General features: G+C 67.9%; 18 protein-coding genes. 7 read left to right on the top strand and 11 right to left on the bottom strand.

The genetic code is table 11. The features are described from left to right. Window positions 1-24: 24 nt before the first annotated feature. The 4 genes from F5X71_RS18480 to F5X71_RS18465 are packed head-to-tail and all read right to left on the bottom strand — an operon-like array spanning window position 25 to window position 5,385. Complete coding sequence (locus F5X71_RS18480; protein ID WP_167463158.1) at window positions 25-1,350, bottom strand: pyridoxal-phosphate dependent enzyme; 1,326 nt, start codon at window positions 1,348-1,350, stop codon at window positions 25-27. Further along, complete coding sequence (locus tag F5X71_RS18475) at window positions 1,350-2,837, bottom strand: alanine racemase (protein WP_167463157.1); 1,488 nt, start codon at window positions 2,835-2,837, stop codon at window positions 1,350-1,352. The genes F5X71_RS18480 and F5X71_RS18475 overlap by 1 nt, the downstream gene beginning before the upstream one ends. Then, window positions 2,834-4,123 (bottom strand): heavy-metal-associated domain-containing protein, encoded by a 1,290-nt coding sequence (locus tag F5X71_RS18470; protein ID WP_167463156.1) that lies wholly within the window; start codon window positions 4,121-4,123, stop codon window positions 2,834-2,836. Before F5X71_RS18470 ends, F5X71_RS18475 begins: the two co-directional genes overlap by 4 nt. Further along, window positions 4,120-5,385, bottom strand: a complete 1,266-nt coding sequence (locus F5X71_RS18465) for an aminotransferase class V-fold PLP-dependent enzyme (protein WP_167463155.1) — start codon at window positions 5,383-5,385, stop codon at window positions 4,120-4,122. Before F5X71_RS18465 ends, F5X71_RS18470 begins: the two co-directional genes overlap by 4 nt. A 167-nt stretch (window positions 5,386-5,552) precedes the next feature. Here F5X71_RS18465 and F5X71_RS18460 point away from each other — a divergent pair, with 167 nt between their 5' ends. Further along, the gene (locus tag F5X71_RS18460) at window positions 5,553-5,975 is read left to right on the top strand and encodes a pyridoxamine 5'-phosphate oxidase family protein (protein WP_167463154.1); all 423 of its coding nucleotides are present in this window, start codon (window positions 5,553-5,555) and stop codon (window positions 5,973-5,975) included. 54 nt (window positions 5,976-6,029) lie between these two features. Here F5X71_RS18460 and F5X71_RS18455 read toward each other — a convergent pair whose 3' ends face one another. Both F5X71_RS18455 and F5X71_RS18450 read right to left on the bottom strand, forming a co-directional pair. After that, window positions 6,030-6,464, bottom strand: a complete 435-nt coding sequence (locus F5X71_RS18455) for a CBS domain-containing protein (RefSeq protein ID WP_167463153.1) — start codon at window positions 6,462-6,464, stop codon at window positions 6,030-6,032. 89 nt (window positions 6,465-6,553) lie between these two features. Further along, the gene (locus F5X71_RS18450) at window positions 6,554-7,681 is read right to left on the bottom strand and encodes a PucR family transcriptional regulator (RefSeq protein ID WP_238815309.1); all 1,128 of its coding nucleotides are present in this window, start codon (window positions 7,679-7,681) and stop codon (window positions 6,554-6,556) included. 1,437 nt (window positions 7,682-9,118) lie between these two features. Here F5X71_RS18450 and F5X71_RS18445 point away from each other — a divergent pair. Together F5X71_RS18445 and F5X71_RS18440 are read left to right on the top strand one after the other, a co-directional pair. Beyond that, the gene (locus F5X71_RS18445) at window positions 9,119-9,340 is read left to right on the top strand and encodes a DUF397 domain-containing protein (RefSeq protein ID WP_167463151.1); all 222 of its coding nucleotides are present in this window, start codon (window positions 9,119-9,121) and stop codon (window positions 9,338-9,340) included. Window positions 9,341-9,428: 88 nt separating this feature from the next. Next, window positions 9,429-10,316 (top strand): helix-turn-helix domain-containing protein, encoded by an 888-nt coding sequence (locus F5X71_RS18440; RefSeq protein WP_167463150.1) that lies wholly within the window; start codon window positions 9,429-9,431, stop codon window positions 10,314-10,316. Window positions 10,317-10,752: 436 nt separating this feature from the next. Here the strand turns inward: F5X71_RS18440 and F5X71_RS18435 are convergent, their stop codons facing one another. The 4 genes from F5X71_RS18435 to F5X71_RS18420 all read right to left on the bottom strand — a co-directional run bounded on the left by F5X71_RS18435 (window position 10,753) and on the right by F5X71_RS18420 (window position 12,776). Further along, a complete protein-coding gene (locus tag F5X71_RS18435; protein ID WP_167463149.1) occupies window positions 10,753-11,124 on the bottom strand; it encodes a hypothetical protein in 372 nt (123 codons plus the stop codon). A gap of 156 nt (window positions 11,125-11,280) precedes the next feature. Further along, a complete protein-coding gene (locus F5X71_RS18430) occupies window positions 11,281-11,460 on the bottom strand; it encodes a hypothetical protein (protein WP_174817093.1) in 180 nt (59 codons plus the stop codon). A gap of 34 nt (window positions 11,461-11,494) precedes the next feature. Further along, window positions 11,495-12,184: an SDR family oxidoreductase gene (locus F5X71_RS18425; RefSeq protein WP_167463148.1), complete on the bottom strand. Its 690-nt coding sequence runs from the start codon at window positions 12,182-12,184 to the stop codon at window positions 11,495-11,497. Window positions 12,185-12,218: 34 nt separating this feature from the next. Next, window positions 12,219-12,776, bottom strand: coding sequence for a DUF2599 domain-containing protein (locus F5X71_RS18420; protein ID WP_167463147.1), 558 nt, complete (start codon window positions 12,774-12,776; stop codon window positions 12,219-12,221). Between the two features lie 167 nt (window positions 12,777-12,943). On the opposite strand from F5X71_RS18420, the gene F5X71_RS18415 reads away from it, so the two are divergent. After that, on the top strand, window positions 12,944-14,068 hold the full coding sequence (locus tag F5X71_RS18415) for a lipase family protein (RefSeq protein WP_167466557.1): 1,125 nt from the start codon (window positions 12,944-12,946) through the stop codon (window positions 14,066-14,068). A gap of 183 nt (window positions 14,069-14,251) precedes the next feature. On the opposite strand, the gene F5X71_RS18410 is transcribed toward F5X71_RS18415, so the two are convergent. Beyond that, window positions 14,252-14,494, bottom strand: coding sequence for a hypothetical protein (locus F5X71_RS18410; protein ID WP_167463146.1), 243 nt, complete (start codon window positions 14,492-14,494; stop codon window positions 14,252-14,254). A gap of 341 nt (window positions 14,495-14,835) precedes the next feature. Here F5X71_RS18410 and F5X71_RS18405 point away from each other — a divergent pair, with 341 nt between their 5' ends. The 3 genes from F5X71_RS18405 (at window position 14,836) to F5X71_RS18395 (ending at window position 18,943) form a co-directional block, all read left to right on the top strand. Further along, window positions 14,836-16,011: a lipase family protein gene (locus F5X71_RS18405; protein WP_167463145.1), complete on the top strand. Its 1,176-nt coding sequence runs from the start codon at window positions 14,836-14,838 to the stop codon at window positions 16,009-16,011. Window positions 16,012-16,239: 228 nt separating this feature from the next. Next, on the top strand, window positions 16,240-17,661 hold the full coding sequence (locus F5X71_RS18400; protein ID WP_167463144.1) for a lipase family protein: 1,422 nt from the start codon (window positions 16,240-16,242) through the stop codon (window positions 17,659-17,661). Between the two features lie 214 nt (window positions 17,662-17,875). Then, the gene (locus tag F5X71_RS18395; RefSeq protein ID WP_167463143.1) at window positions 17,876-18,943 is read left to right on the top strand and encodes a fused (3R)-hydroxyacyl-ACP dehydratase subunits HadA/HadB; all 1,068 of its coding nucleotides are present in this window, start codon (window positions 17,876-17,878) and stop codon (window positions 18,941-18,943) included. Window positions 18,944-18,971: the final 28 nt, after the last annotated feature.

Genomic DNA, 18,971 nt, shown 5'->3' with positions numbered 1-18,971 from the left:
ACACGCCCGGAATGCGGTGATGGGTCAGCCGCGTTCGAGCGGCAGACCCGCGGCCCGCCAGGCGGCCACCCCGCCCGCCAGCCCGGCGGCGTCGTATCCGGCTTGCCCGGCCCGCGCCGCGAACCGCAGCGAGAGCTCGCCCACCGGGCAGACGAACACCAGTGGCCGCGACCGGGAGAACGGAATGCCCTGGGCGAACATGTCCTCGAGTTGATCGTCGCGAATGTTGAGCGCGCCGGGCACATGCCCGATCCGGTAGGCCATCGCGCCGCGGGTGTCGACGATGGTCGGCTTGCCCGTGCGGTCGAGTTCGGCGAGTTCGGCAGGCGAAAGGGTCGGCGCCGCGGCCACTTCGGCGGCGGTGGGCGCCGACGCGCGGGTGGCGGCGGCGAAGAGGTCGGGCCGCCGCTTCTTGATGTAGGACAGGTACGGCTCGAAGCGATCGCAGACGATGAACACCGCGACGATCGGATCATCGGTGTCGCGCGGCGAATTCGCCTCGGCGGCAAGGGTGTCCAGCGCGGCCACGTAGCTCGCGCCGCTGGTCGGCCCGGCCAGGATGCCGTAGCCGGTGGCCAGGCGCAGCGTGGCGTCGACCGCGCGGGCGGCCTCGACGGTCACGATGCTGTCGTAGAAGTCGGGCTGGAACAGGCCGACCTCCCACATCTCGCTCTCCGAGCGGATTCCGGGGATGAAGTCGGCGCGTTCGGAAACCACGGCGACGGTGCGCAATTCGGGGTTGTGCTTGCGCAGATAGGTGGCGGTGCCCCTGGTCGACCCGGTGGTGCCGAGACCGCCGATCAGATAGTCGATCCTGGTGATCCCGTCGGCGGCGAGGTCCTCGTGGATCTCCCGGCCGGTGCCGTGGTGGTGCGCCTCGATGTTCTTCTCGTTGGTGTACTGCGAGGCATGGTGATACTTGCCAGGATGCTGGGCCATCGTCGCCTCGATCACCGCGTAGACGTCATTGGGTGTCGTCGGATCGGGACACTCGGAAAGCCCTGGCAGTTCGACGATCTCGGTACCGAACACCTGCAGCAGCTCGCGCACCTCGGCGACCTTGATCCGGTTGGTCACCGCGCGCAGCCCGACGCCGTGGACCGCGCCGAGGAGCCGCAGCGCCTTGGCGGTGTTGCCGCTCGACGCCTCGATGAAGGTCTGCCCGCGCGCGGCGATGGCATCGAGTTCGTCGCGGATCATGCCCCACGCGACCCGATCCTTGACCGAGCCGAAGGGGTTGTGCGACTCCAGTTTCGCGTACAACTCGACCTGGGGCAGACCGTGCACAGCCGGGTCCAGCCGCAGCAGGGGCGTGTTGCCGATGAGTTCGGTGATGTGGTCGTAGCGCATCAGCGCGCCTCGGTGTGCGTGCGCGGCGCCGACAGCTGCCTGCGGACGTGCGGTGGGGTCGGCCCGACTTCGTGGCGGTACTCGGCGTCGTGGCAGACCCGGAAGCCGGCACCGGTATCGACGACGGCGAGCTTGCGCGGCGGCGGGCGCATCGAGGCGCTCGCCGCGGACAGGTCCATGTGATAGGCGGCGGTGTTCGGGAACACCACCAGGTCGCCGGGGCGTGGCAGCTCGGCGGGCCACACGATGTGATTGGTGATCAGGTCGCGCTCCAGGCAGAGTCGTCCGGCGAAATACACACCGACAGGCTCGTTTTCGGCCGCGCGCCGCCCGGCCCGCGGCAGGATGACGGGATCGACCATCACCTCCTGATCGGCCGGTGTCACACAGTCTCGGCTGAGGTCGATGTTGACCAGCACTCGACCATCGGCGATCTCCTTGACGAACTCCACCTCGGCCACGGTCACCCCCGCGTGATCGGCCAGCGCCTTGCCCGGCTCCAGCCACAGGTCCAGCAGATTGTCCGACAGCACCGCGGCGACGGTCCGTCCGCCGTGGCGCTCCAGCGGTGCGGCGAGCACGTCGTCGAGCATGTCGGTGGCCGCGACCGTGTTGGCGTACTTGTGGAACACCGGAATGCCGTGCACCGCACCGTCGGCCACCTGGTACCCGAATGTGTTGTTGCCCCAGCTCATCGGCGGCCGCAGGCCGAGCAGAGCGCTGCGCAGCGCCTGCACGTACTCGTCGAAACGCGCGGCGTCGGCGGTGAAGACCTGCCGGAACCCGCCGCCGATATCGAGTACCGAGGGCGTGAGCCCGCGCGTGTAGCTCTCCTCGACCAGCGCCAGACAGGCCTCGACCGCGCGGACACGCTCACCCGCGTCCCCGGAATCCAGGTGAAAAGCGAAGCCGAGGAACGTGATTCGATCCAGGTGCGCGCACAGCAGGTCCAGCGCGGCGCCGACCTCGCGCAGCGGCACGCCGAACCGGCTCACCTGAGTGGCACGGAAGCCGCACACGCGCAGCAGCACCGGGACCTCGGCGGCCGCAGGGGCGAGTTCGGTGATCCGCTGTAACTCCCACAGGTTGTCCACGTTGATGGTCACGCCCTCGGCGATCAGATCACGCAGGAACGCTTCGCCTTTCGGGCCGGTGACCTCGATGCGTGGCGGCGCGAACCCGGCACCGAGTGCGCTGGCCAGCTCCTGCGGCGAGGCGACGTCGATCGCGATGCCGGCCCGCTCGGCGGTTCGGACGAAGGCCGCCGACTGGTTGACCTTGTGCGCGTAGCAGATTCGGTGCGTGGGCAGCCGGCGCTCGAGCAGCGCGCGGAACCGGGCCAGATTCTCGGCGAACACCTGGGGGAACAGCAGGTGCACCGGCGCACCGAAGCGGCGCACGGCATCGGCCACCGCGCCGGGGGTATCGAGATAGGCGCGCACCAGCGGATGGATCTTCGCCGGTAGCGCCGGAGGCGCTGCCGTCATACCGCGGATTCCGACGGCTGAGCCGCGACGGCGTCCGCGGCGGGCGCCTCCGGTTGCTCGGCGACCGGGTTGTAGCCGCCGTCGCGGATCGCCTCGAACGCCCGCGCCCGGTTGCGCGGGCTGCGGAACTCGGCGATCACGCGCTTGCTGATCAGGTCGATCTCGACCACCCGGATGTCCATCGACTCGAGCACGCCGCCGATCGTGCGCACGCAGTGCTTGCAGGTCATGTCGGGGACGTAGAACACCTGATCCTCGGCGGTGGCCGCGCGATCGGCGTGCGCGTCGGCCGGCTCGGCGCTCACCTCGACCGGCTCGCAGCGCCCGACGAGCTTGTCGAACACCGCGACGAAACGATCGACCACCACCGGCAGGATGCTGTAGTGCCCGCCGCCGAGATGGTGCGGCATCGCGGCCAGGCAAGCGGGTCTGGTCCCCGCGGGTAGTAGGGCGTACTGGCGGGAGATCAGGTCGAGATCGTCGTGGTATTTGGCGATCGCCTCGGCCACCGACAGGCCTTCGACGTGGGTGGCGCGCCGCATCACCGTGTGCGCGTCGGAGATGGTGGCGTCCTTCATCGCCCGCAGCGTCGCCACGGTCTCCGCGGAGTAGCGCACCGTGCCGTCGGGCTGGGCGATCAGGGTCACCGGGATCATGCCACGCCGATACGTGGAAGCCTGTAGCTCCCAGTACCATCGCGTCGCGACGGCCGCGAACAAGCCGGATTCGTGGATGCCCCTGGCGAATTCGGCGGCGCCGCGATAGGGGGTCTGCCTGGCGAGCAGGGCGTGCTGGGCGAGGGCGCGGCCCGCTGCCTCGATGCCGACCCGGAAGATGTCGTGCGGGTCGTGGTCGGTCGTCGTCCCGTCCAATACCGCGTGCTCGCGCGGTGCGAGCGCCGAGATCCGTTCGGCGAGCGCGGTATTGGCCTCGAGCCCGTGCCACAGCGTGAGTACCGTCTCGCGCATAGCGATCGGCACCAGCGGGCCGAGCCCGTCCGCGCGGAAGTGCCCGGTGTTGGGGATGCCGTCGCTGTCGGTCCAGGTGATCCGGTGCGTCGCGCTGGTCACCTGGTACGGACGGCACGGCCGCATGAACCGTTCCAGGTACAGCCGCTGGGAGTAGGTGAGATGGCTGTTCGGCTCGGTACGCAGTGCGGTGCAGGTGTATTCGACGCGGCGGTGTCGCGGGAGCGTGAGTTCGGTGCCGAACAGTCCGGGCTGGGCCAGCCCCGCCAGCACCCGGGATGCGGCCCTGCGGTCGTAACGCGGGGTGTCCATGGTCATGTGACCTCCTCGGCAATCGTCATGACGCACTTGGTGAACCGGTCGATCTCGTCGGCGGTGTTGTAGATGTGCGTGCTGACCCGGACCGAGTCGTCGTTGCCCGCGGCATGCTCCTCGGGCGCGACGGTGCAGTGCAGGCCGGTCCGGACCAGGAAACCCAATTCGCTCAGGACGAACCCGAGATCCGCCGCCGAGATCCCCTCCAGCGTGAACGACAGGATGCCGTAACCGACCGGGCCGGGCGCGTAGGCGGGCCCCGGTCGGAACTCGAGCCCGCGGATGGGTCGCAGCCCGTCGATCAGGCGCAGTGTCAGCAGGCGATTGTGCGCGGCGATGGCCGCGACGTCGAATGACTCGAGCACCTCCAGCGCGCTGCCGAGCGCGAGGATGCCGGGAATATTGTGCGTGCCGCCCTCGAGCAGCGCGGGCATCGCCTCGGGCACCAGGCCGTCCGCGCCCACCCGCACCCCGGAATTGCCACCGGGCAGGAACGGCACCAGCCGATCGTGGACGCGCCTGCGGCAGTACAGGACTCCGGTGCCCGGAGTGCCGAACATCTTGTGCGCGGCGAAGATCGCGAAATCCGCGCCGAGCTCGGTCACATCGACCGGAAGGTGCCCACCGCTCTGGCTGCAGTCGAAACACAGCAGGATCTCGGGATCGAGCAGGCCGCGCAGCTGCGCCAAGGTGGTGAGCCCGCCGTACACGTGATGCAGATGACTGGTGGTGATCAGCCGGGTGCGCGGGCCGACCTTGGCCAGGATGTCGGCGGTGTCGGCCTGCCCGGTCCTGGTCACCCGGTACGGCACCAGCTCGAGCCTGCGCCCGAATCGCGCGAGCAGCCCGCGCAGGTGCTGCCACGGGTGCACGTTGGACGCGTGATCGTCTGGGCTGTACAGGATTTCGTCGCCGTCGTCGAGCACCGCCAGGCCCCAGGACAGGGCGACGGCGTTGAGCGCGGCCGTCGCACCGCCGGTGAACACCACCTCGTCGGCGTGTTCGGCGCCGATGAAGGCGGCGGCGCGCTCCCGGATGCGGGCCAGCCGCCCGGTCAGGCTGGTGGCCCACGGGTAGGTGCCGCGCCCGGCGTTGGCGGTGCGCGAGCTGTGGTACTGCGTGATCACGTCGATGACCGGTCGCGGCTTCTGCGTGGTCGCCGCGCTGTCGAGGTACACCTCGGTGGATTCGGCCAGTGCGGGGAACAGCTTGCGTACCGCGGCCTGGTCGGGCGCAGGGGAGGACCGCTCAGCCGGTGGTCGCACGACGTGCGACCGCGAGGCGTGGGATCGCAACGTGACGCTCCCTCCGAAAACGCGCTGAGCCGGATGCGCTGGGACGCCCCCAACGATACGCACTTTTGCTGAGCTCTTCGAAGGTTTCTCGTGGGCAACGCCTTTCACACCACCGGTTTCCGGCTAGTCTGGGGGTCATGGCTTTGACCTTGAAAGAGCGTCAAGAGTTCCTCGCCCAGCCGCATATCGCCGCGTTGTCGGTGGCGGCGGGCGCCGATCGCGGCCCGCTCAGCGTGCCCGTCTGGTATCAGTACCGGCCCGGCGGCGAGCCGTGGGTGATCACCGGGGCGGATTCGCGCAAGCTGAAGGCCATCGACGCCGCAGGGCGGTTCACCCTGATGGTGCAGCACCTCGCGCCGAGCGTGCGGTACGTGACGGTGGAGGGCCCGGTCTCCTCGGTCACTGCGCTCACCGACGAACAGCATCGCGAGATGGTCGAGCGTTATCTCAGTGGCGACGCGATCGACGCGTATCTGAAGCAGGCCGAGGAGTTCGGTGAGCAGGTGGTGGTGCACCTGCGACCGGAGCACTGGCTGTCGAAGGATCTCGGCAGCATCTAGCGCCCCGTCCAAGAACTTCGGTACGTTTCTCGACGCGGCACCAGCGCGTTCGGGTCAGTACTTGCCCTGCAGGTACTCGACGAGGTGCTGGCGTTCGGTGGCCAGCTCCGAGATCGCGCTCTTGACCACGTCGCCGATGCTGACGATGCCGACCAGCCTGCCCTCGCCGACCACCGGCAGGTGCCGAATCCGGTGCTCGGTCATGGTGTTTCGCAGGCTGTTGATCTCGTCGTCCGGCGCGCAGGTGCGCACGTCGGTGGTCATGATCTCCGCGACCGGGGTGTCGAGCAGCTCCGCGCCCCGCGCGTGCAGCGTGCGCACCACGTCGCGTTCGGAGACGATGCCGACGATGCCGTCACCGTCCGGAGTCACCACCACCGCGCCGATGTTGTGCTCGGCCAGCGTGGCCAACAAGCTCCGTACCGGAGTATCCGGTGCGACCGTGGCGACGTCGCAACCTTTTCTGCGCAGGATCTCGGCTATTCGCATGCTTCACCATCCAGATGTCAGCGGCAGTTTCAGGATCTCAATTCGGCGTCCCGGTGACCAGCACGAATCCGTTACAGGTCACGTCGGGGTCACAGCCTGCGAGTGACGCTGCGGTCCAGATCGCGCGCGAGCAGGGCGATGGCCGCCTGCGAGATCCCGGCGGAGGTGGCCAGATCTATCGAGGTGAGCTGGGCGATTCGGCGCAGCCGGTAGTCGACGGTGTTCGGGTGGACGTACAGTTGCCGCGCGGTGAGCTGCCGGTTCATATCGTTACCGAGGTAGGCGCGCATGGTCTCGAACAACTCGGGGTGCGCGTCGAGCGGGGCGAGCACGGTGGCGATGCGCCGGGTGGCGGGACCGCCGCGGGTGAGCTGATACTCCACCGCGAGATCGGCCATCTGATAGAGGCCGGGGGGCTTGCCGCCGACCCGGACCAGATTGAGCAATTCGTGTGCCTGGTCGGCGGATTCGGGTATCTCGTCGGTATCGCTGGCGACGACCGTCGCGGTCAGCGGCACCTCGGCGGCCTCGGCCAGGCGCGCCAATGTCTCTGTGGTCATGGCGGTTTCGCCGTCGTCACCGATCGGGACCAGCATGGTACCGCCCTTGGTGCTGAGCAATGCCAGTGCCCGCGAGGCGAATGCGGTCGCCAGCGCCGACTGCAACCTGCGTAGCTTGCGCCGGGCGGCGACGTGCGCGTCCACCCGTGGGTCGCGCTCGTCGGCGTGTTCGGAAAGCGACAGGGCGACAACCTGATACGCGTCGGCGATGGGAATGCCCGCCTGCCTGGCCAGCGCGGAGCTGCCACGGCCGCTGAGCAGCGCCGAGGCCAGGGTCTGCGTTGCGGTCTGGTGCTCCTTGGCCACGAGGTGCTGTTCCTCGATGTAGGCGTCGGCCACCGCCGCCGTAACCGCCTCCAGCAGTTCCAGCATGAGGTCGCTGGCGACGAGTAACTCGCGCACGTCGTCGGCCTTGGCGGGCGCGGTGACCAGACCGAACGCGATGCGCACGCCCTCGTGGTAGCCGCGCAGGATGGTGCTGAGCGGTACGCCTTCGCGCGCCCACTGGGTGGCCGCCTCGCGGACCTCGCCGAGGCGTTCGTCGCCGGGCACGGCACGGCGATCGAACATCTCGGCGACCAGGCCGAGGCAGCTGCGGGTGAGTTTGGTGACGTCCCCGCGTAATTGCTCGCCGGGCAGGGTGCGACACGGTGCCATGCAGGTGGCGAAATATCCCACCATTCGCGAAGCAACCCGGTCGGTATTTTGTAGCGGCATCGAGGCCGGGCGGCCACCGATTTCGAGCGCTGTGTCGGACGGATCAGCGGAAATATCCAGCGCGGAGAAGGTCATTCGGGTCGCTCCATTGCCACGTCGGGCTAATAGACCTGGGCCCGAATCGTTCGGCTCACTATACGAAAGGGTGCTGCGCGTGGTGGCTTATCGATGAGATCTATTGGGAGCCTACGACATCATCGAGTGATCTGGACGTGACCTGACACAGTGCACAAGACATTTGTCCGGCGCGACGCTACGCTGGGTCGCAATTGGCCCCGTTCGAACATCGATGGGCGCCAAGCGAATCGGGAGACTACTCGTCGTCCAGGCCGGCCGAAAGGTAAGCGGCGGCAGCGAGCCACTGCCTGCATTGCGGTCCGTGGACTTCGTGGGCCGACAAAATGTCGCGCGCCATTCGATAGGTAAGGCCCGGCGGTTCGACACCGCAGTCGGACACTGGGTATTCCGGCGCAGGACATTGCCGCGGCAGCTCGACGCCGGTGCCGCCGATGACGGCGACCCGACGGGGAGTCCGGAATGGCTGGCTCATTCGACCGCCCCTCGCGTGTGGCGTGTGGGGAGGTTGCTGTGTAGGCGCCGCCGGCTCGAACTCCCTGCGTACCTCCCCGATATGGCACCGAGTTTAGGCCGCCGTCGCTTACAGATGCAAGTACATCTGCACGGACGGCGTCAATGAACTAGGGGGAACGTGCCTGTTACGTCCTTCGCGACGCGGTGTTGCGAACTATGCGGCCGAACCCAGGGATGTGCGGGGTTCCGATAGCTGTTCGGTGGCGCTCGGGGTGGGCCGGGCTGTCGGCGTGCGTTCCGCACAGCGCCATGGTTCCGATGCCGCCCGGCTGCGCGTTATTCGGCTTGACGCGGGAGTTTGCGGTGATGTCTTCGATCGATGCGGTCGCGCCGTGCGCCGGTGCGCTCTCGTGATCTTGTTAGTCACGAAACGGTCTTGGGCGTCTGTCCGATAGCTCCGGATGTGCCCCACGTGGCAGCGGGCGGGCGGCGGCCCGGTGGCCCGGCGATGGCTCCGATGGGCGGTCGCGGTGCCCTGGCACGCGGCTGGCGGCACCTCGGCAAGGCTGAGTTCGGCCCTCGGCGGACGTGCCGCGACCGGCCGAGCGATGGTGCACCCCTGCGGTATTCGTGCAGGTCAGGGGGCTTAGGTCGAGGGCGTCCGGTCCGTACCCGTTGGTCGAAACGGGCGTGCGTCAGAACTCGGACCAAGTGGTCCGAATTAGTAGAGGCGTAGCGGCGAACATCGTGCTATCGTCCAAACTGTTGGTGCAAATGCAAGAACGTTTGAGAGTGCAGATGCACGAACCGATTTGCAACAACTGGCGATACTGAGGAGTGGGGAACATGTCGGATACATCCATGAACAAGGTCATCGGAACCTGGCGTAAGAGTTCGTTCAGCAACCCCAGCGGCAACTGCGTCGAGGTCGCCGAGGCGACCAACGGCCAGGTCGCAGTGCGTAACTCGCGTGATCCGGAGAGCGGAACCCTGTTCTACACCCGTCCGGAGATCGACGCGTTCGTGCGCGGCGCGAAGGCGGGGGAGTTCGACTATTTGACGAGCTGAGCGGTAACATTAGCGATCGGTGCGGTGTGTTTCGCGACAGGTGGTTGTGACACACTGAGGGCAACCCGGAGTATCGGAGACGAACTCGATGATCGCTGAACCCAGTGACGATGGACATGTCGATGCCGTTGTCGCAGAACGAGGCCCGACGGTGCTCCGCATCGCCCTGGGTGGCCAGCTGCGAAAACTGCGGGAGAGCAAGAACATCACCCGCGAGGCGGCAGGCGATGCGATCCGCGGTTCGCACGCGAAGATCAGCCGTCTCGAGTTGGGCCGCACCGGTTTCAAGGAACGTGATATCCGGGATCTGCTGACCCTCTACGGCGTCGACGACGTCGAGGAGCGCCAGCGGTTCCTCGAGTTGGCCAGGCAGGCGAACGAACCTGGTTGGTGGCATCGCTACAGCGACCTGCTGCCGCAGTGGTTCGGTACCTACCTGGGCCTCGAACAAGCCGCGAGCAAGATCCGCACGTACGAGGCGCATCTTGTTCCGGGACTCCTGCAAACCCCCGACTACGCCAGGGCAGTGGTGGCGCTCGGGTATGAGGACGCCGACACCGATCGGCGGGTTCAGGTTCGCCAACGCAGGCAAGAGATTCTGCACCGGACCGATCCGCCGGTCGTGTGGGCAGTGATCGACGAAGCGGCGCTGCATCGGCCCGTGGGCGGCCCCCGCGTGCAACGCGAGCAGCTCGAGCATCTGATCGAGCTGGCCCAGCTGCCCAACGTGACCATCCAGGTGTTGCCCTATTCGGCAGGCGAGCACGCCGCCGCCGGTAGCTCGTTCAGCATTCTGCGTTTTGCCGAGGCCGAACTGCCCGACATCGTGTATCTCGAGCACTTGACCAGCGCCCTGTACCTGGACCGCAGGCAGGATCTCGCGCTGTATCTGTCGGTGATGGACCGGCTGAGCGTCCAGGCCGAGCGGCCGGAGAAGTCGATGGAGATCCTCGCCGGATACGCCGCCGAGCTATGAGTCGCCCCGCTACGGGGCTCCCAGAACGCCACGCACCGCCACGAGGACGGGCGTGGTTTTCCGGTTTTCGGGGCCGGTGTGACGGCACCGAGCGTGCGTCTACTACGGCGGAAATGTTGTCACGTGACGGTCGATCGGTGACCTCGCCGATCGCGGCCGGACCCGCCTACGGTGCTCGGGCGCCGCGAGATTCGACACGGGCATCAGACGACGGGGCGCCCGCACCGAGGGGATCGGTGCGAGCGCCTGTCGGTAGTTCGGCGCGAGCGAGGGGTTACTCGGTCCGAACTGCATCGGCCGATTCGGCGAGTGTGGAACCCGTAATGCCTTGCGCCGCAATCCCTGTGCCTGAGGTTGAATCATCGCCAGTGGAGCAAGATGGCTCAGGGCTTGCGGGACAAGGCATTACGGTATCCATGCCGAGCCGCCCGGTGGGCTACTGCCGGATGAAACTGGATGCGATGCGCCAGAAGGTCGCCGGCTGCATGGCGTGGAAGTCCCAGTCGTCGACGACATCGTGTGCGGTGGTGACGATTCGGTCGATGTCGAAATCGTGCCGAGTGGCCGCGCCGGTGGACTCGACCGCGTCGATGACGAACGCGACGGCGGTCTCCCGGGAGTACGCGCTGGTTCTGTGGCCGCTCCGGGCCGACGGTGTGCTCATCATTTGTGTACCGTTCGCTGGCTGGTCGACCAGTGCGGCATCGGCTATGCCGAACCGGACGCCGGAAAGTGGTTGGTTCATTCGAACGCCCCTGACGTTTGGCGGCAGCGGACCCACGGCGGCTTCGGCCTTCGGCTCGCCCATGCGGCCTCCCCTGGTTGTCCCCTGTAAAGCGTTGCGGGACTGAGTTTAGGTCGCTGTACCTTTCATATGCAAGTACATCTGCACGATCGATTTGCAAGCGCACGTGCGGGTTTAGCGTCTGAAAGTTTGCTGAAGCGGGCTCCGGTAGGCGGTGTTTCACCTCGTTCCGAATAAGTCATCGATGTCTAAATCGACGTGCGCGCTCGGCTGCGCGAATCGAGCGGCCGCGTCGTGCACGGCCAGGAAATGTTCGGTGAATCGATGCGCCGACGCGGCCTCATCGTCGGTATAGAGCTGATATTGAAACAGCGGTGCGGGTCGCGCCGGGCTGAACACGGTTCAACTCCTGTTCAGAACATCGACGGCAACATCAATCGGTAAGGGCGGCACCATCGTTCGCGCCCGTCGCGAGCGCGGCCACCGCCTGGGCAACTGGTGTGTTGCCCGCGACGAGTTCGAGTGTCAGGTGCACGGTGTGTGTCGCGGCCAGTAGCGCGGCGATGACCTGCGCGACGTCGGCTCTGGGGATGTCGCCACGCGGAACCGGCGGTACGGTCAGGGTGACCGATCCGTTACCCGGGGTGTCCACGAGAAGGCCGGGGCGCAGAATCGTCCAGTCCAGATCGCGCTTGCGCAGGTCGTCCTCCGCCTGTGTCTTCGCGTCGAGATAGGCGGCCCAGACCTCGTCGGTGCCCGCCGCCGGTGGTTGGCCGGCGTTGATGCTGGAGATCTGCACGAAACGGCGCACTCGCGCCTGTTCGGCCGCCTCGGCGAGCCGGATGGAGCCGTCGCGGTCGACGGTGTACTTGCGCGCCACGCCGCTGCCCGGCCCGGCGCCCGCGGCGAAAACCACTGCGTCCGAACCGGTCACGACGGCGAGTACGTCCTCGGGTGCGGCCTGCTCCAGGTCGAGCAGCACGGGCTCGGCGCCGATGGCGGTGATATCGGCCGCGTGGTCCGGATTGCGGATCAGCGCCGCGACCTCGTCGCCGCGGCCGGTGAGCAACTCGGCGAGTTTCATGGCGATCTTGCCGTGTCCGCCTGCGATGACAACGCGCATGCCTGCGTCCTTTCGATAGCGAGTTGCGGCCCGGTCAGCGTTCAGGGCCGCCGGGGTTGCATTGGGCGTCGACGGTGGCCTGATAGCCGACCGCCGGGCGCCACGGTTCCAGATTCCAGCTGGGTTTATCCGGTCGGATCAGCCGGGCCCAGACCCAGTGGCAGCGGAACTGGTCGGCCATTCCGGGGGTACCCGCCGCGGGGTCGCGGGTAAGCACCTCTTGCCAGGCCCGATCACCGGCGTCGCCCGCGGTGGTCTTGCGTCCGGCCTCGGTGGGGAAGACGAGCAGCCTGGACCCGTCGATCGTGTCGGTCCACGTCAGGTGATCGATCAACGGCAGACCGGCGTACGGGTCGACGGTGGGTGTCGTGGTCGGCGCCCGGGTCACGCTGGGCGGGCCGGGTGGGGGAGTTGTTGCGGTAGTAGGAGGGGATACCCCGGGGCGTGCGACGGGGGCGTCGGCCCCGCATGCCGTGAGCGAGGGCAACAGCGCGACGCAGGACAGTGCTCCGTAGAGCGCCGCGACGGTGCGGGCCCGAGGTGTCGAGTCGGTGTGGCGCCGACCGCGAACCGACCGGTCCTGGCGTGACATTCGGACTCCTTCCGCGTCGAGGCCGGGGCCGTCGCGCCGCTGAATTTGACCACCCGAGCCTAGCGACCACCCGGTATCCTCGACAGTTTCCGAGGTCGAGACCCTGCGTGCGCCACTGATTGTGGTGGCTTGCCGTCGCTCGACCCGCTGGGGATAGTCGGTCGATGATGTGTACACGGATCATGGCTGGGGCGGTCGGAGTCGTGGTCTCGGTGGCGGTCGCGCTGGCAACGCCTGCGACGGCGGGGGCGGGTGAGACGCCGGGAACGGTGACGAATCTGGCGGAACTCACCGGGCGATTTCGGGTGGACGGCGCGGCGACCGCCGAGCGACTGACCTATTGGTCGCGCGGACCACGCGGACCGATGCAGAGCACGGGGGTGGTCTATGTGCCGCCCGGGACGCCGCCGGAGGGCGGCTGGCCGATCGTCGCCTACGCGCACGGCACTACCGGCATCGCCGACCAGTGCGCGTTCACCCTCGAACCACGCGCCCACTATCTCGACACGTTGTATCCGGAGCTGCTGCGGGCCGGCTACGCGGTGGTGATCACCGACTACGTCGGGCTCGGTACGCCGGGCACGCACCCCTATCTGGATGGTCCGTCGCAGGCGCGCAGCGTGATCGATGCGGTCCGCGCCGCGCGGTCGGTCGAGCGGGACCTCGGCACCAAGTGGGCGGTGCTCGGCCAGTCGCAGGGCGCGCAGGCGGCGCTGTTCACCGCCTCGATCGCGCCCGCCGACGCGCCGGAACTGCAATTGCGCGGTGCCGCGGCCACCGGCCCGCCGTCGAACCTCGAGCTGGCGATCGCGATCGCGGGTCCGTGGATTCCGCGTCTGCCGTTGGAAAAGACGCCCGCTTACGTCGCGATGCTGCTGGCCGGATTGCGGGCCAGTGCACCGGAACTCGACGTCGACGACTACCTGACACCGACCGGTCTGGCGGCACTGCGGGTCGTCGAGACCGAATGCATCGCCGACGCCAACGCCCGGCTGGCCGACGTGCCGATCGGTGCGATGCTCGCCAAACCGCTCGACGATCCGGCACTGTGGTCGGCGGCCAGGGCGATGTTGCAGATTCCCACCTCGGGTTACACGGTCCCGCTGTTCATCGGTCAGGGGTTGGCCGATCTGGAGGTGCCCGCCCCGATGACCGCGAAGCTGATCGCCGAGCTGTATCGCTCCGGTGCCGATCTCGAGACGCGTGTCTATGCCGGCGACCATCTCGGCGCCGCGCGGACCTCGTTACCCGATTCGGTGGCGTTCCTGCATCGCGTGCTCGATCCGGTCTAGTACCCGCACAGTGTGCCGGAGCGGGGCGTGCTGTCGAAATGTGCCCGGTCGGAACGCGGTTCGATGAACGGTTTTCGCGGAAAAGCGGGCGATAACTGCGCATGATGTGAACACGCATGCGATGCAAATATGCAGAATGTGCCGAGAATGTGGAACTTCCGGCCGTCCGGCGGCGGAAATTGTTCAGTGCCAGAGCGATCGGCAGGGGAGTCGGCGTAATCCGGGGCGTACCTTGCCGTCCACGGTGACGGTGAGCCCGGCGTACAGGGCCGCCGAGGTGAACTCCCAGGCCTCGGTGTTGCTCGCGGCGTATTCGAGAATCAGCGCGTCCTCGGGTGTGGGTCCGTCGAAATAGACGGTGACGCGCCGGGTCGGCGTCTCCTCGGCCTGCGTGTCGTGAGCGAGCCTATGCGCGCCGCTGTCCATGCCGCGGTCTCCTTCCCGCCGGTCGGGTAACGCACCGGTATGTGTGAAGGTAAGGCGAACACCATGGTTCAGCACATGTTCGGTCCCATTGGCTGGATATGTCACAGCGACGATAGGGGTTGACGGGGCTTCCGCACCAGCCAATGCTCCGCCCCGGCACAGACCGGTCGCTCCAAACTTGTGAATTCTCAACACGATCGCCGCGGCCGCTGCCGTTCGGCGCGGAGTTTGTCGAGGATGATCACAACGTTGGATCATTCGAGAGGTGCCTATCGATGAGCCAGGTTCTATCAACGGCAAGCAGATCTTCCCGCGCCCGATCAGGGCGGATATTCGGTGCCATGGCAGCGGGCATGATGCTGGTGGCCACCATGGCGGGCGCGGGCCACAGCGCGCCGCTCTATCCGGCGCCCGACCCCGACCCCTTCTACGCGACACCGGCCGACATCGCGGACAAGCAGCCCGGCGATGTGCTCGCCACCAAACCGATGCCGCCGCTGCCGATCTTCCCCGACACCACGGTTACGCTGGTGCGGTTCCGTTCCACCAGCTCCACCGGCAAGCCCATCGCCGCGACCACGACGGTGCTCACGCCGCGCGCGCATGTCCAAGACGGGCCACTGCTGTCGTTCCAGCACATCATCAACGGGCTCGGCGCCGAGTGCTCGGTGTCGAAGGTCCTCTACACCGGTGATCCGAACCTGGTCGTGCGGGAGGCCCCGGGCTGGAATGTGCTGCTGCAGCGCGGCTGGACGGTCGCGCTGCCGGATCACCTCGGGCCGAACTTCGCCTACGGCGCCGCGAAACTCGGCGGTCAGATCACCCTGGACGGAATTCGCGCCGTCAAGCAGGTCGACGAACTGCGGGTGCGGCACAGCAAGACGGCGCTGGTCGGCTACTCCGGCGGCGGCATGGCCACCGCGTGGGCCTCGGCGTTGGCGCCGACCTACGCGCCCGAATTGGAGCTCGCCGGCGCCGCCATGGGTGGGGTGCCGATGAACCTGGTCAAGATGCTCGAAGCGCTCGGCCTCAGCGCGCATCCCGTGTTCGGCCTGGCGCTGGCGGCCGGCCTGGGGCTGGAACGGGAGTATCCCGAGCGCTTTCCGCTCAGCGACCAGCTGAACGAGCGCGGACTCGCCGCGCGGGCGCAGATCGCCAATAGCTGCACCAACGACATCTTGGCAGCGGGTGCCGGTCGCGGCGCGCTGGACTTCGCGAAGACCACCTCGATGATCAACGACCGCACCGCCCGCGCCGTGGTCGAGGAGAACAGCCTGGAGCTCTACGCCGGGGTGCCGAGAACGCCGGTGTTCGAGTGGCATTCGCCGATCGACGGGCTGATCCCGGTGGACGCGGTGGTCAACACCATCCAGCGCTGGTGTGCAGCGGGTGCGAAGGTGCAGTCCGAGCAGATTCCGGTCCCCGATCACCTGACCGCGGCGGTGCTCGGCATCCCGGCGGCGCTGAGTTGGCTGGACGCGCGTTTGCGTGGGGAGCCTGCCCCGAGCAACTGCTGAACCGGCGACCGCGACCGAGCCGCATGCCCCGTGCCGAACCGGGTGTGCGGCTCGGTTGTTGCGGTTCGGCCACGTGTCTCCTACGACTCGGCGGCAGCGCGTGAGCCGCGCCGACCGGGCGGGTTAGCCTGACGGTCTGGCCTCGGTAGCACAGGGGACTCTCCGACGGCCGAAGGTCGCGTCTCCGGGCGCCAGACAGTCCGATGTCCGCACCCAAAGGCGTGTGCCATGAGATGCTTGCCTGCCATTGCCGTGGCACTTCTGCTCGTGTACCCGGCGATGACGGGGCAGGCGGCCGCCGAGCCGCCGCCTGCCCCGCCCGCACTGCCCCAGTTGCCGTCGCTGCCGGAACTTTTCGCGCAATTCCCGCCGCCGAATGCGCTCCCGCCCTTGCACGAATTGATCGACCAGGTGATTCCGCCGCCGCCGATCGCGCCCGCGCCGGTCGAACCGTCACCGGTGTGGGAGGCGACCGGTGCCGCGCCTGCGGTGGTCGCGTTGCGGGCCGCGGTGCGGCCCGACGACGTGGGCGACCCGATCTTCGACGCCTGGCCCGCCGGCCTCGCCGATCTAGTGCCCGGCGAGCTCATCGAGGTCAGGGATGTCACCGCGACTACGGCACCGCTGCTGGTGCTGCCGATCCGGCAGGCGCGGCTGCTCAAGTATCGGACCACCGACGCCAACGGCCATCCCTCCTTCGCCACCGCGACCCTCGTGGTGCCCGCGGCGGCATGGCCGGGGCCCGGCCCGCGACCGGTGGTGGTGAACAACCTGCCGATCGACGCGCTCGGGCGCGCGTGCACGCCCGGATACACGCTGGCGCACGGACTGCACCCGGACACCAACGTCACCGACTTCATCCCGCCCACCACCCATGTCGCGGCCTTGCGCGGCTACGCGGTGCTGATCCCCGATCACGAGGGGCCGTGGATGGCCTACGCCGAGCCGTTCACCGCGGGCCACGCCGTGCTGGACGCGATCAGGGCGGTGCGCGCGCTGTCGCCGGATGAGTTCGGCGCCAGCCGGTTCGGCCTCACCGGCTACTCGGGCGGCGCGATCGCGACCCATGGCGCGGTGAAGCTGATCGCGGGCTACGCGCCGGAGCTGACCGACCGCATCGTCGGTGCGGCGCTGGGCGGCGTGCCCGCGGACTTCGAGATCCTGTCGCGCAGTATGAACGGCAATCTCGCCTCGGCGGTTTTCATGGCCGCGGTGTTCGGGATCGGCAGGGAGCGGCCGGAAATCCTGGCCAGGATGAACAATTTGGCGCAGTGGGTGGCGACCTCACCGCTGAAGAACGCCTGCGGCAGTACCTATGGGGCGATCGGCGTGCTGATGCTGCCGATAGACATCGCCGCCAACATCCCCGACCCGTTGCGTTCGGCGGTGGCCACGGATATCTACCGGGTGACCAGGATGGCCGGAATGCCTGCTGCGACACCGCTCTACATCTACAACGGGGACCAGGAGTTCTGGATCCCCGCCGAGGGCGCCCGCAACCTCTATCGCGAACAGTGTGCGCTCGGCGTGCCCGCGGTGTATCGCGGTGTGCCGGGCGAGCACATCATCGCGGGTGGTCTCGGCTATCCGGAGGCGATGCACTGGCTCGATCAACGTTTGCGAGGCGTCGCCGCACCCGATGAGTGCTGAGCGTTTGCTGCCGACGCGCAAGCTGTCCAGCCCCCTGAACGGATGCTGTTACCGAGCCCGGTGAAAGCCGCGATGTAGGAGCGATAGCCCCTTCGCCCGCGGGCGGCCGGGGCGGCGTCGGTCCCCACCGGCCGCGCTGTGCGACCCGACCGCCGCTTCGGTAGTGTTGGCCGGTCCGGGCGAGCTAGACGTCTCGGATTCGCGAAAGAGGCACATGAACGACATCACGATCAGCGCGTCCGAACAGGCACAGGCCTTGGTGGGGCGCCATTACCGGATGACCGAGCCCTACGAGGTGGGCCGCGAGAAGATCCGGGAGTTCGCGCGAGCGGTGCAGGAACAGCACCCGGCGCACTGGCACGAGGACGCCGCTGCCGAACTCGGCTACGACGGACTGCTCGCGCCGATGACCTTCACCTCGATCATGCTGATGTTGATGCAGCGCAAGATGTTCGAGACCGTGCTCACCGCCTACGACATCGGTCAGGTGCTGCAGACCGAGCAGTCGATCCAGGTGCATCGGCCGGTACTGGCGGGCGATCGGCTCGAGTGCGTCTCCTATATCGAGTCGTTTCGGCAGTTCGGCGACAAAGACTTCATGGTGACCAAGAACGTGCTGACCAACCAGCACAAGGAACTGCTGCAGACCGCGACCTCGACCGCCGTGGCGCAGACCGGCGTCGAGATCGCCACCGAACTGCGCACCACGGTCGACGGTGTGATCATGAGCGGTCAGTCGGGCGCCGACCGGATCGACGCCGCCGCGCGGCGGACGAGCCTCGGCGAGGAATCCGGTCTCGTCGAATGCTTCGACGAGGCGCCCGTCGCCGATCCGCGCGACCGCGCCAGGACCCCGCACACCCTGCCCCGCTTCGAGGACCTGTCGGTCGGGATGGCCCTGCCCACCCGTTCGATGCTGCTCTCGCGCGGTGATCTGGTGAATTACGCAGGGGTGTCCGGTGATTCGAACCCGATCCACTTCAGCGACGCGGTCGCGCGCAGCGCGGGCCTGCCTGATGTGGTGGCGCACGGTCTGTTGACGATGGGGCTCGGCGCCGGATACCTGACCTCGTGGCTGGGTGATCCGGCCGCGGTCACCGGCTACGGCGTGCGGTTCGCGGGCTTCGCCCCGGTCGCCGCGACCAAGGCGAGCGTGCTCGAATTCCGGGGCAAGATCAAGGATCTCGATGCCGAGCGGCGCACCGCCACCGTCACGCTCACCGCGACCTGCGACGGCCGCAAGCTGTTCGGGCGCGCGATAGCCGACATCGCGCTGCGCTGAGTCGATAGCGGCTGGTGCCGGGGCCGAC

This window comes from Nocardia brasiliensis (assembly GCF_011801125.1).
In the GTDB taxonomy this organism is placed as follows: Bacteria; Actinomycetota; Actinomycetes; order Mycobacteriales; family Mycobacteriaceae; genus Nocardia; species Nocardia brasiliensis_C.
This window is presented reverse-complemented; position numbering and strand designations above follow the sequence as displayed.